Genomic DNA, 12,546 nt, shown 5'->3' with positions numbered 1-12,546 from the left:
CGCTGCCCGGGCTCCCGTGCCGTCCGACCTGCGTGGTGGTTTCGCGCGGATCGGCAGACGCTGCTTCTGCCCACGCGCGCCGCCGACGACGCCGACGACATGTCCGCATGTCGATACCCGGCGTGTGCGGGCGCCTGTCACGGATTCCGGTCACGGATACCTGTCAGAGGTAGAGGCCGGGGCCTGCCGCGTCGGTGGGCTGCACGGACGCGGGGGAGACGCCGTTGCGCAGCGCGAACAGCTCCGCGAGGGTCGCCCCTTCGCGGCCCACGCCCTCCGGGGTGCCGAGCCATTCGACGGCCTCCTCGCGCTCCAGGGCGCCGACCTCGATGCGGGCGAGGCAGCGTCCGGGGCGCACCACCGCGGGATGCAGGCGCTCCAGGTCCTCGTTGGTCGTGACGCCCACGAGGACGTTGCGGCCCTGGCCGAGCAGCCCGTCCGTCAGGTTGAGCAGCCGCGAGAGGGCCTGGCCGGCCGCGTGCTTGGCCTCGCCGCGGATCAACTCGTCGCAGTCCTCCAGCAGTAGGAGCCGCCAGCGCTGCTGCTCCGCCTCCGAGTCGTCCGCGCCGATGGCGATGTCCATCAGGTAGCCGATGTTGTTGAACAGGTGCTCCGGGTCCAGGACGCAGTCCACCTGGCACCATTCCCGCCACGCGCGGGCGAGCGTGCGCAGCGCGGAGGTCTTGCCGGTGCCCGGCGGGCCGTGCAGGAGGAGCAGGCGTCCGGAGATCTCGTCGGGCGTGATCTCCATCAGGGAGTCCATGGCGTCCGCCACCCGTGCCGTGTAGTTGGGGCGGACCTCCTTCCATGTCGCCGCCGTGATCGACCGGGTGGAGCGGCGGGGACCGCGCATCGGGGAGTGGTACCAGAACCCCATCGACACCTTGTCCGACTGCGGCTCCGGTTCGTCCTCCGCTCCGTCGACGGCCTCCTTGAGGCGCTTCTCCGCCAGTTCGTCGCTCACGGCGGTCAACGTGACGTCCGCGCCCTGGTTCCAGCGGGAGACCGCGGCCGTCCAGCCCTCGCCCTCGGCGAGGACCGCGTGCTGCCCGTCGGCCCGTGCCTCGCGCAGCACGGTCGCCCCCGGGGGCAGCAGTGTCCGGCCCTTCTTGACGCGGCTGACGGAGTGGCTGCGCGAGAACGGCTGCTCGCCGCTGGTGAAGCGGCCGAGGAGCAACGCGTCGATGACGTCGGACGGTGAATCCGTGTGGCCGAAGTTGAGCCGTACCGGAAGGGCGGCCTCGGGAGAGGCCGGTACGGCGGTCGCCTCGCTACTGTCGGTGCTGAGGTGCGCCGGGCGGCGGTCGACTGACATGGACGCCATGATCCGGCAAGACCGGCGCATGCGCACGCAGGTTTCGGGGCGGTTCGGCGCCGCCCCCGCGGCTGTGACGAACGCTGCCGGAGCGGGACCGATCGGACTCGGGTGGCGCGTGCGGTGTTCGTCAACGCCGTTGTGGGGCAGGTGAATCCTGTGACCGGGATACACGCGAGTAGCGGTCGGGCGATAGGGTTACTCTGCCCGGGCCGAGTGCCCTCGTACGGGTGGGGAGTGTCATGGAACAGATAACAGTGAGCGGCAGGGCGCGAGTGCCTGCGATCAAATGCGGTACGGGCGCGACGAGTTCGCGTCTCGACCGGCATCTGTCTGTGCTCGCGGGTCCCGCCGTGCCGCAGCGCCAGACGGAAGAGGCGACGACGCTGATGCGTGAGATCACGCGACGTGACGCCGCGCGGCACCGGACCACGAGCCGGAGTGCGCGCGTCTCGCTGTTCGCACCACTGCGCAAGCTGCGCCGCACGTTGTTCGGTGGGCGCGGCTGAGAGAGCTTTCCCAGACCTCCCCTGCGCTCCGGGACGGTGGCCGTCGTACGGCTGCCGTCCCAGTTCGTTCGCCCGGCCCTCATCCGGTGCGCCCCGCAGAGGGCGCTTCCCGCGCCCGGCCGCAACTGCTTCACGCAACTGCCTTCACAGCAGTGCGAGTTGGCCCCCGGGCCCTTCTTCGGTGAGATCGAGCACGGAGGCAGGGCGGCGGGCCGCCGCCGGCGGCGGCAACAGCCCCGCCTCCTCCAGCTCCGCCCGCCCGATGCCCGAACCGGCTCCCTCCACGGGCTTCTTCGCGCTCCTGCGCGCCCGCTCCTCCTCCAGCCGCTGAGCCAGGTCCCGTTGCCCGGCCCGCAGCCGGGCCAGCATCGTCAGCACCGTGATCAGCTCCAGCAGTTCCGACGCCCACTCCTGAGGCCGTCCTCGTGGCCGCAGCGCCTCCAGAGTCCCCGGGGCCGAGGGCCGGGCGCGCTGCGAGAACCACTCCTCGACCACCCTCACCCCGCCCGTCTCGAACTCCCACGCCGCCGGGTCCACGGGGCCCACCCGCCCCTCGCCCACCCGCAGGACACGTTCCGCGGCGTCGTAGGCCACGTCCTGCGGCTCGCAGACGGCCGGCAACGGGGCGCGGACGTACGGACGTTGGCCCCCCGGCAGCCTGGGCCCGGCCGCTCCGCCGGGGCCCGGCCCGCAGCGTGCTCCCCGGGTGTGGATCCACAGCGCCCGCCGGCCCAGGGACACGCCCCGCTCCCACAGGGCGGCGTCCGACGTCAGAGGAACGGCCCGGCCCTCCGGCCCCGCGCGTACGGCGGAGGCGATCCACGCCAGCAGGTCCTCCGCCTCCACCGCGACGCCGAGCCGGCTCGCGAGGTGGTCCAGCAGCCCGGGCAGGACGTTGGGTTCGAGGCCGCCGGGGCGCCGGTGGAGGGGCCGGATGCGGCCGGACCGGCCCGCGGGGGAGTGGCCGTCGGGCAGCAGGGCCGTGAAGGCGAGCAGAGGCCCGGACCGGCCCGGATCGTGACCGGTCTCGACGAGGTGCGTCTGATGCGCGTCGCTCACCCGCCACAACTGGGCGCGTGCGCCGTCGATGAGGCGGTTGTCCGGGATCAGCCACTGCTGGTCGTACGGGCCGTGGAGCACCCGCACCGGCGCCGGGCAGCCCCCGCGCTCGTGTGCGAGGAGGTGTTCCGGCGCGGGACGGCCGGGCAGCGGCGCGACGGCGCTGCGCGGCGTGCGCGACCGGCTCGCCTCGAAGAGCGCCGCGCGCTCGTCCTCGTCCTCGGTGCGCGTCAGCGCCGTCCAGCGGGCCTTCAGCCAGGCCGGATCGGGTGCGCGGACCCAGGTCCTCCCCAGCCGCAGCGGCGGCACGGACCAGGGCATCACCTCGTCGAGCAGGGGTGCGTCGAGAGGTGCGTCCTCGGAGTCCGGCCGGTCTGCGCTCACCGCTCGATGCTACGAGCGCGGGCTGACAGCCGTCATGGGTGGCCCGCGCCCGTCGCCCGTAGGGGTGCCGACGCCCTTGCGGGGGCGTTCAGTTGCCGAGCTGGGCTTCCACGGTCACCGAGAAGGAGAAGCGGTCTCCGCGGTAGTGGATCAGTGCGACGTCCACGACCACGCCGTCCTGGTCGTAGGTGACCCCCGTGTAGTGCATGATCGGGCTGAGCAGGGGCACTTCGAGTAGCCGCGCCGTCTCGGGGTCCGCGAGGCGCGCCTCGACGGTGTCGGTGATCCGGCTGATCCGTACGCCGGCACGGTCGCGGAGGACCTTCGTCATGGGCCAGCCGCGTTCGAGGTCCGCGGGATCGACGCGCGGAGCCGTCCCCGGGTGGATGAAGTTCTGGGCCCAGTTCGTCGCCTCACCGGTGTCCGGGTCGTGCCGGAGCCTGCGGTAGGCGGTCGTCCGCGCGATCTGCGGGAAGTACTCGGCCAGTTCGGACGGCACGGCCTCCGGACCGTGGCCGAGCAGCGTCGTACGCTCCCCGGACTGCTGGGCCACGATGGTGTCCACCGAGCCCAGCAGCCGGACCGGCCGGGACCTGCGGGCGTCGGGCTCGATGAACGTGCCGCGTCTCCTGTGCCGGGAGATCAGCCCCTCGTTCTCCAGCTCCTTCAGTGCCTGACGCATCGTCAGCACGCTGACTCCGTAGTGCTGGGCGAGGCGTTCCTCGGTCGGCAGGCGCAGCGGAGCCTCCGGGGGGCGGCCGAGTATGGAGGCACGCAGCGACTGCGAAACCTGGTACCACAGCGGCAACTTGCGGTTCAGTTCCAGCGAGTCGGGAGCGAAGACGGTCACGGTGCCCTCCGGGGTGCTCCGGCCGCGGGCGGGGGCCGGTGCTCCGGCCGCGGCCGCGGACCGGTCCCCGCCTCGGTGCGGATCAAGGACGGAAGTTGCGCTGAAGACCCTGCCACACCTCGTCGTAACGGGACTGCCGGTGGCCTGCTTCGAGGGCCTGCGCGGTGGGGAGGACCGGCCAGCGGGTCTCGAACATGAACGCCAGGCCGTCGTCGATCTTCTGCGGCTTCAACTCGGCGGCGCTGGCCCGCTCGAACGTCTCGCGGTCCGGTCCGTGCGCGGACATCATGTTGTGCAGCGAGCCGCCTCCCGGCACGAACCCCTCGGCCTTCGCGTCGTAGGCGCCTTCGATGAGGCCCATGTACTCGCTCATCACGTTCCGGTGGAAGTAGGGCGGACGGAAGGTGTCCTCGCCCACCAGCCAGCGCGGCGCGAAGACCACGAAGTCGACGCCGGCGAGGCCCGGGGTGTCCGACGGCGACGTGAGCACCGTGAAGATGGACGGGTCCGGGTGGTCGTAGCTGATGGTGCCCAGCACGTTGAAGCGCCGCAGGTCGTAGACGTACGGGACGTGGTTTCCGTGCCAGGCGACGACGTCCAGCGGCGAGTGGCCGTAGTCGGCGGCCCAGAGGTTGCCGCAGAACTTGTTGATCACCTGGACGGGGCGGTCCGCCTCCTGCTCGTCGAAGGCGGCGACGGGTGCCATGAAGTCCCTCGGGTTGGCGAGGCCGTTGGCGCCGATGGGGCCGAGTTCCGGAAGGACGAAGGGCTGCCCGTAGTTCTCGCACACGTACCCGCGGGCGGACTCCTCCAGCGGCTCCACGCGGAAGCGCACCCCGCGCGGGATCAGTGCGACGTGGCCGGGTTCCGCGCTGAGCAGCCCGAACTCCGTGCGCAGCAGCAGGCCCCCGCGTTCCGGGACGATCAGCAGCTCGCCGTCGGAGTCGCACAGCACCCGGTCCGTCATCGGGGCGTTCGCGGCGTAGAGGTGGACCGCCATGCCGGAGCGCTGCGCCACGTCGCCGTTGCCGCCCAGGGTCCACACGCCGTCGACGAAGTCGGTGCCCTGCGGCGGGTCCGGAAGCGGGTTCCAGCGCAGCCGGTTGGGGTCGGCCGCCGTCTCGGTGAAGGGCCCGCTGCGCCAGCTTCCGTTGCCGACGCGCTCGAACCGGGGGTGAGCCGCGGAGGGCCGGATGCGGTAGAGCCACGAGCGGCGGTTGCTGGCGCGGGGCTCGGTGAACGCCGTACCGCTCAGCTGCTCCGCGTAGAGGCCGAGCGGCGCGCGCTGCGGTGAGTTGCGACCCACGGGGAGCGCCCCGGGCACGGACTCGCTGCTGTGCTCGTTGCCGAAGCCGGACAGGTACGTCAGGCCCTCCGCGGTCTTGCGTGCCCGTTCACGGTCCCGGCCGTGCCCGGGATCGGCGCCCTCCTGTCCGTGCCGGCCGTCCTGGTCGCTGGTTCCGCTGCTCAGACCGGTGTCGAGGCCCATCACACGCTCCCGCCGCTCATCGATCCCCCTGTATTCCTGCGTATGACCATAGGAATGCCCGCCCGTCGCGTCAATCACGCCTCGCTACGGCGGGTTCGCCCTGCCGACGTCCGCGCGTACCGGCATGTTGCGGCAGCGACAACCCCCGTCACGTTCTCCGAAGGGTCTGTGAAGTGCACCGGGGCAGGCCCTACAGTGCGTGGCACGGAGTGACACCACCGTCAGAGGGAGTGCGATGTCCGCGACCGGCACACCCGGGGTGAGCGTCCCGTCGAACACCCCGTCCGATCGGGACGCCGAGGCGGGCCACGACCCCGCCGGGACGGTCTCGGCCCTGCGCATCTGCCCCCTGTGCGAGGCGACCTGCGGCCTGTCCGTCACGGTCAGCCGAGGGCGGATCACCGGTGCGCGGGGAGACCGCGAGGACGTCTTCAGCCAGGGATTCGTCTGCCCCAAGGGCGCCACCTTCGGTGAACTCGACGCGGACCCGGACCGGTTGACGAGGCCGCTCGTACGCGACGCGAACGGCGTCCTCGCCGAGGCGAGCTGGGAGGAGGCGTTCGCAGCCGCGGCCGACGGACTCGGCGCCGTGCTCGCCGGCGGGAACCCGGACGCCGTGGCCCTCTACCTGGGGAACCCCAACGTCCACACCATGGCCGGAGCGCTCTACCCGCCCCTGCTCCTCGCCGCGCTGCGCACCCGCAACTTCTACACGGCCAGCACCCTCGACCAGATGCCGAAGCACGTCTCCTGCGGGCTGCTCTTCGGCGATCCGCAGGCCATCCCCGTGCCCGACGTGGACCGTACGGACCATCTGCTGATCCTCGGCGCCAACCCGGTCGAGTCCAACGGCTCGCTCGCCACCGTCCCCGACTTCCCCGGAAGGCTGAAGAGGCTGCGGCGGCGCGGCGGACGGCTGACCGTCGTCGACCCGCGGCGCACGCGTACGGCGCGACTCGCCGACCGGCATCTGGCCATCCGCCCCGGAAGCGACGCGTTCCTGCTGATGGCCATGGTCCAGGTGCTCTTCGACGAGGACCTGGTGGACGCCGGCCCGCTCGCCGAGCACCTCAGCGGCGTCGACGAAGTACGGGCGCTCGCCGCCGACTTCACGCCGGAAGCCGTGGAGGGCGCGTGCGACGTGGCGGCCGGGGAGATCCGCTCCCTCACGCGGGAGGTCGCCCGCGCGCCGAGCGCCGCCGTCTACGGGCGGGTCGGCTCCTCCACCGTCGAGTTCGGGACGCTCACGAACTGGCTGGTGGACGTCGTCAACGTGCTCACCGGCAACCTCGACCGGGCGGGCGGCGCCATGTTCCCCCTCTCGGCGACCGCTCGCCCCTCGCGAACCTCCGGACGCGGCAAGGGATTCGAGCTGGGGCGCTGGCGCAGCAGGGTGAGCGGGCATCCGGAGGCCAAGTCCGAGCTGCCCGCCGCGGCGCTCGCGGAGGAGATCACCACGCCGGGGGAGGGGCGGGTGCGGGCACTGGTCACCGTCGCGGGCAACCCGGTGCTCTCCGCACCCGACGGCGAGGGGCTCGAACAGGCGCTGGGGCAGCTGGAGTTCATGGTCAGCTTCGACCCGTACCTGAACGAGACCACCCGCCACGCGCACGTCGTGCTGCCGCCGGCCCGGCCCAGCCGTACCGCGCACTTCGACTTCGCCTTCAACGCGCTGCCCGTGCGCAACCAGGTCCGCTACACCCGGGCCGTCGTGGAACCGGGCGACGGCGAGAAGACCGAGAGCGAGATCATGGCGCGGCTCCTGCTCCGCCTCGGCGGACAGCCCGGCGCGGAACCGGAGTCGGTGGACGCCGCGGTCGTCGACCGGACGCTGCGCAAGGCGGCGGCCGATCCCGGCTCACCGGTCCACGGCCGCGAACCCGCGCTGCTCGCCGCCGAGTTGACCGGGCGGGACGGCGTGGAGCGGCGGCTGGACATGATGCTGCGGCTCGGCCCGTACGGGGAGGGCTTCGGCTCCCGCCCCGGCGGCCTGTCGCTGGAGAAGGTCCTCGCGCATCCCCACGGCATCGACCTCGGACCGCTCCGCCCGCGCCTCCCCGAGGTGCTGCGCACCCGGTCGGGGACGGTCGAGCTGTGTTCCCCGCCGCTGGCGCAGGACGTCGCCCGGCTGCGCGAGGCGCTGAGGCGGCGGGCGTCGCCGGAGAGCCTCGTCATGGTGGGACGGCGCCATCTGAGGTCGAACAACAGCTGGATGCACAACGTCAGTTCGCTGCGCGGCGGCACCAACCGGTGTCTCCTGCAGGTCAATCCGGCGGACGCGGACCGCCTAGGGCTGGAGGACGGTGCCCCCGCGCGCGTCACCGGCGCCGGGGGAGAGGTGACCGTCCCGGTCGAGGTGACCGGGGCCGTACGCGCCGGCGTCGTGAGCCTGCCGCACGGCTGGGGCCACGACCGTCCCGGCACGCGGATGCGGGTGGCCGCGGCCGACCCCGGCGTGAACGTCAACCAGCTCCTCGACGGGACGCTGCTGGACCCGCTGTCGGGGACCGCCGTGCTCAACGGCTTCCCTGTGCGGGTCGAGGCCGCCACAGGGGCCGGCGCGGGAGACGCCAAGGGAGCCGGGGCCGCTGCCGGGGCGTCCGGGTCGGCCGGGGACGCGGGAGGGGCCCGCGCCGCGGCGGTCCAGGCTCCGGGACCGCCACCGGAGGCAGGGAGTACGTGAGCGGCACCGGCGGCGCCAGCGGCACCGGCGACGGCAGCAGCCAGGAGACGAGCGACGGTGCCGGCACCCGCGCCGCGCCCGGCCGCTGGCTGCTGCGGCTGGTCGTCTCGTTCGCCTTCGCGCAGGGAGCGGTGTGCATGGGACGGCCCGCCGTCTCGTACCACGCGCTCGGACTCGGCGCGGACGCCGGCGCCGTCGGCGTCGTCACGGCGGCTTTCGCGCTGCTTCCCCTCGCCGTCGCCGTACCGCTGGGCCGGCGTACTGACCGGGGCCGGTGCGGGCCGCTGCTGCCGGCCGGCGTCGCGCTGATAGCGGCCGGATGCGCGCTGGCCGGGACGGCGCCCTCGCTGCCGCTGCTGGCCGCCTGGAGCGCGCTGCTGGGCCTCGGGCACCTGGTGTTCGTGATCGGTGCGCAGTCGCTGGTGGCACGGCAGAGCGCACCGCACGAACACGACCGCAACTTCAGCTACTTCACCATCGGCGGCTCGATGGGCCAGCTCGCGGGACCTGTCCTCTCGGGCTGGCTGGTGGGCGGCGGGGCCTCCGGCTGGCTCAGCGGCCACAGCAGTGCGGTGGCGCTGTTCGCCGCGGGCGCGTCGAGCGTCTGCGCGTACGCGACGCTGTGGCGGATCGAGGAGCCGCGGGCCACCCGCGGGAGCCGGCGGGCGCGCCGCCGCGACGACGGGCGGGACGGCGGGCTCGCGGAGAGCGGCAGCCCGGTGCCGGTGGTGCGCATCCTGCGGGCGCGCGGAGTTCCCGCGGGGATCCTCACTTCACTCGCCGTGCTCTCCACGACGGACGTGCTCACCGCCTACCTGCCCGTGCTGGGCGAGGAGCGGGGCATCGCCCCCGGCGTCGTCGGTGTGCTGCTGAGCCTGCGGGCCGCCGCCTCCGTCGTGTCGCGCGTCGCCCTGCCGTCGATGACGGCCTGGCTGGGACGGCAGATGCTGCTGGTCGCCAGCTGCGTGGCCGCGGGTCTGCTGTGCGCTCTGCTCGCCGTCCCGATGCCCGTGTGGGCGCTCGCGTTCGCGCTGCTGGTGCTGGGTTTCGGACTCGGAGTGGGCCAGCCGCTGACCATGAGCACGGTCGTGCAGGCCGCTCCCGACCGGGCGCGCTCCACGGCGCTGGCGCTGCGGCTGACGGGCAACCGGCTGGGTCAGGTCGGGGCACCCGCCGGGGCCGGGCTGCTCGCCGGAGCCGCCGGTGCGGCGGCGCCCTTCGTGCTGCTCGGGGCGCTGCTGCTGGGCGCGGCCGTCACCGCCGCGGCGACGAGGGCGCCCGCTCCGTCGCTGCCGGCGCCCGGCGCGGCGGACGGGGGCGGGAGCGAGCGGAGCGGCGCGGACGCCGGGGCGCGCACCGGGTGAGCGGCCCGCGCGCCGGCCGAGTGCCCCGCAGCCGCAGAGGGGCCGGCCGCGGGACGGGGCCCGCCCGTACGTGAGCCACGGCACGTGACGTCCTGCTGACACCTCAAACTAGCGGCGCTAGTTTGGGTCCATGCAGGCACACGACGGCATGTACATCGACGGCGCATGGCGGCCCGCGGCAGGGCCCGGCACGATCGAGGTGACCAATCCCGCCGACGGTTCGCTCATCGCCACCGTCCCCGCCGGAAACGCGGACGACGTGGCGGCCGCGGTCGCGGCGGCGCGCGCGGCGTTCCCCGCATGGTCCACGACCCCGCCCTCCGAACGCGCGGCCCGTCTCGGCGCACTCCACGCCGCGCTGGAGGCGCGCCGGGAGGAGATCGCCGAGACCGTCACCGCCGAACTCGGCTCTCCCATCGGCTTCTCGCACGCCGTGCACGCGGCAGTGCCCGTCGCCGTCTGCGCCGGATACGCGGAACTGGCGGCCGGATACGCCTTCGAGGAGAAGATCGGCAACTCCAGGGTCTTCCACGAGCCGGTCGGCGTGGTGGGCGCCATCACGCCGTGGAACTACCCGCTCCACCAGGTCGTCGCCAAGGTCGCTCCCGCCCTCGCCGCCGGGTGCACCGTGGTGCTCAAGCCGGCGGAGGACACCCCGCTCGTCGCCCAGCTGTTCGCCGAGGCCGTGCACGAAGCGGGCGTGCCCGCGGGCGTGTTCAACCTGGTCACGGGGTTCGGCCCCGTGGCCGGGCAGGCCCTGGCAGAGCACGAGGACGTCGATCTCGTGTCGTTCACCGGGTCCACCGCCGTGGGCCGGCGCATCGGCGCCGCCGCGGGCGGGGCGGTCAAGAACGTGGCGCTCGAACTGGGCGGCAAGTCGGCCAACGTCATCCTCCCCGGCGCCGACCTGGCCAAGGCAGTCAAGGTGGGAGTCGCCAACGTGATGGCCAACTCGGGCCAGACGTGCAGCGCCTGGACGCGGATGCTCGTCGACGCCGCCCACTACGACGAGGCCGTGCGGCTCGCCGCCGCGGCCGTCGCCAAGTACGTCCCGGGCGACCCCGCGGACGAGAAGACGCGCGTCGGGCCGGTCGTCAACGCCAAGCAGCGCGACCGGGTCAGCGGCTACATCGAGCGGGGCGTCGAGGACGGCGCGGAACTGGTCGCCGGAGGACCGGACGCCCCGGAGGGGTTCGAGCGGGGCTGCTACGTACGGCCCACCGTCTTCGCCGGAGTGACGCCGGGCATGGCGATCGCGCAGGAGGAGATCTTCGGTCCGGTGCTCTCCATCCTGAAGTACGAGGACACCGAGGACGCCCTCCGGATCGCCAACGGCACCGTCTACGGACTGGCCGGCGCCGTCTGGTCGGAGGACGAGGAGGAGGCCGTGGCCTTCGCCCGCCGTTTGGAGACCGGACAGGTGGACATCAACGGCGGACGCTTCAACCCGATGGCCCCCTTCGGCGGTTACAAGCAGTCCGGGGTCGGCCGGGAGCTGGGCAAGTACGGCCTGGGGGAGTACCTGCAGACCAAGTCGCTGCAGCTGTGAGGGAGCCGGGCGGGCGTGCCGGGGCCCGTCCGCCCGACTCCCGGAAGACCGCCCGCACTTCGGCGCTCCGTCCTCCGCCGCCCGGTCCGCCCGCCGCCCGTCCGCCGTCAGCCCGAGCCCAACCCTCACGCCAGGAGCTTCCCCCATGGTCCGCGCCGCCGTACTCCCCGCCGTCGGAGCCCCCCTCGACATCACCGAGATCGACCTTCCCGAGCCCGGGCCCGGGCAGGTGCGGGTCCGCCTCGCCGCAGCCGGCGTGTGCCACTCGGACCTGTCCCTGTCCAACGGCACGCTGCGGCAGCCCGTGCCGGCGGTCCTCGGACACGAGGGGGCCGGCACGGTCGCCGCGGTCGGCGACGGCGTGGAGAGCTGCTCGCCGGGCGACCGCGTGATCCTCAACTGGGCGCCGTCGTGCGGGGAATGCCACTTCTGCGCCCGGCTCTCCGAACCGTGGCTGTGCATGAACGCGAACGCCGGGACCACGGTGCCCCACGCCCGCACCTCCAGCGGCGAGGACCTGTACCCCGGCCTGGGCGCGGCCGTCTTCGCCGAGGAGACCGTCGTACCGGAGGGCGCGCTGCTGCCGCTCCCCGGGGGAGTCCCCCTCACGGACGCCGCACTCCTCGGATGCGCGGTTCTGACCGGGTACGGCGCGGTGCACCACAGCGCGCGCGTACGCGGCGGCGAGTCGGTGGCGGTCTTCGGGGTCGGCGGCGTCGGCCTCGCCACCGTCCAGTCCGCGAAGCTGGCCGGGGCGGGAACGGTCGTGGCGGTCGACGTCTCGCCGGAGAAGGAGGAGCTGGCGCGCAGGGCGGGCGCGGACGAGTACCTGATCGCCTCCGACACGACGGCGAAGGAGATACGGCGGCTCACCGGGGGATTCGGCGCGGACGTCGCGGTCGAATGCGTGGGACGGGGCGAGACCATTCGCGCGGCCTGGAACTCGACGCGGCGCGGCGGCCGTACGACCGTCGTCGGCATCGGGGGCAAGGAACAGCAGGTGCAGTTCTCCGCGTTGGAGATCTTCCACTTCGCCCGTACGCTCACGGGCTGCGTCTACGGGAACTGCGACCCCGCCCTGGACGTGCCGGTGCTGGCGGACCACGTGCGTGAGGGACGGCTCGACCTGGGCGCCCTGGTCACCGAACGCATCGGCCTGGACGGCATCCCCGCCGCCTTCGACGCGATGCTGGCGGGACGCGGCGGACGCGCCCTGGTGGTCTTCGATTGACCGGGCAACGGCCGCCGACCGGGTAACGGCCTTGCCGCGTACGTCCGTTCACCCCTCACCGGTGCCTCCTCCGGGCGGGTGGGCGGACGTCCGGCTTCCGTGAGGGGCGCGGC

The 12,546-nt window shown here is 73.6% G+C and carries 9 protein-coding genes; 5 read left to right on the top strand and 4 right to left on the bottom strand.

The window, feature by feature from the left end:
• Positions 1 to 163 precede the first annotated feature (163 nt).
• The gene (locus tag H181DRAFT_RS24510; protein ID WP_045866576.1) at positions 164 to 1,315 is read right to left on the bottom strand and encodes a DUF5925 domain-containing protein; all 1,152 of its coding nucleotides are present in this window, start codon (positions 1,313 to 1,315) and stop codon (positions 164 to 166) included.
• A gap of 242 nt (positions 1,316 to 1,557) precedes the next feature.
• Here H181DRAFT_RS24510 and H181DRAFT_RS24505 point away from each other — a divergent pair, with 242 nt between their 5' ends.
• Complete coding sequence (locus H181DRAFT_RS24505) at positions 1,558 to 1,824, top strand: hypothetical protein (RefSeq protein WP_045866575.1); 267 nt, start codon at positions 1,558 to 1,560, stop codon at positions 1,822 to 1,824.
• A 144-nt stretch (positions 1,825 to 1,968) separates the two neighbouring features.
• Here H181DRAFT_RS24505 and H181DRAFT_RS24500 read toward each other — a convergent pair whose 3' ends face one another.
• The 3 genes from H181DRAFT_RS24500 to hmgA form a co-directional block, all read right to left on the bottom strand.
• A complete protein-coding gene (locus H181DRAFT_RS24500; protein WP_158715464.1) occupies positions 1,969 to 3,204 on the bottom strand; it encodes a type ISP restriction/modification enzyme in 1,236 nt (411 codons plus the stop codon).
• Between the two features lie 151 nt (positions 3,205 to 3,355).
• On the bottom strand, positions 3,356 to 4,117 hold the full coding sequence (locus tag H181DRAFT_RS24495) for a GntR family transcriptional regulator (RefSeq protein ID WP_045866573.1): 762 nt from the start codon (positions 4,115 to 4,117) through the stop codon (positions 3,356 to 3,358).
• Between the two features lie 82 nt (positions 4,118 to 4,199).
• On the bottom strand, positions 4,200 to 5,606 hold the full coding sequence (gene hmgA / locus H181DRAFT_RS24490; protein ID WP_078895939.1) for a homogentisate 1,2-dioxygenase: 1,407 nt from the start codon (positions 5,604 to 5,606) through the stop codon (positions 4,200 to 4,202).
• Positions 5,607 to 5,841: 235 nt separating this feature from the next.
• Between hmgA and H181DRAFT_RS24485 the strand changes: the two genes are divergently transcribed.
• From H181DRAFT_RS24485 to H181DRAFT_RS24470, 4 genes are all read left to right on the top strand, one after another.
• Positions 5,842 to 8,289 (top strand): molybdopterin oxidoreductase family protein, encoded by a 2,448-nt coding sequence (locus H181DRAFT_RS24485; protein WP_078895938.1) that lies wholly within the window; start codon positions 5,842 to 5,844, stop codon positions 8,287 to 8,289.
• 89 nt (positions 8,290 to 8,378) lie between these two features.
• Positions 8,379 to 9,653: an MFS transporter gene (locus tag H181DRAFT_RS24480; protein WP_045866642.1), complete on the top strand. Its 1,275-nt coding sequence runs from the start codon at positions 8,379 to 8,381 to the stop codon at positions 9,651 to 9,653.
• 130 nt (positions 9,654 to 9,783) lie between these two features.
• Complete coding sequence (locus H181DRAFT_RS24475) at positions 9,784 to 11,202, top strand: aldehyde dehydrogenase family protein (protein ID WP_045866572.1); 1,419 nt, start codon at positions 9,784 to 9,786, stop codon at positions 11,200 to 11,202.
• A gap of 145 nt (positions 11,203 to 11,347) precedes the next feature.
• Positions 11,348 to 12,433 carry a Zn-dependent alcohol dehydrogenase gene (locus H181DRAFT_RS24470; protein ID WP_045866571.1) on the top strand — a complete coding sequence of 362 codons (1,086 nt, stop codon included), beginning with the start codon at positions 11,348 to 11,350 and terminating at the stop codon, positions 12,431 to 12,433.
• Positions 12,434 to 12,546: the final 113 nt, after the last annotated feature.

It is taken from the genome of Streptomyces sp. WMMB 714 (assembly GCF_900090125.1).
Lineage (GTDB): Bacteria > Actinomycetota > Actinomycetes > Streptomycetales > Streptomycetaceae > Streptomyces > Streptomyces daqingensis.
Note: the sequence above shows the minus strand (reverse complement) of the source record. Positions and strands in the feature narration are given on the sequence as shown.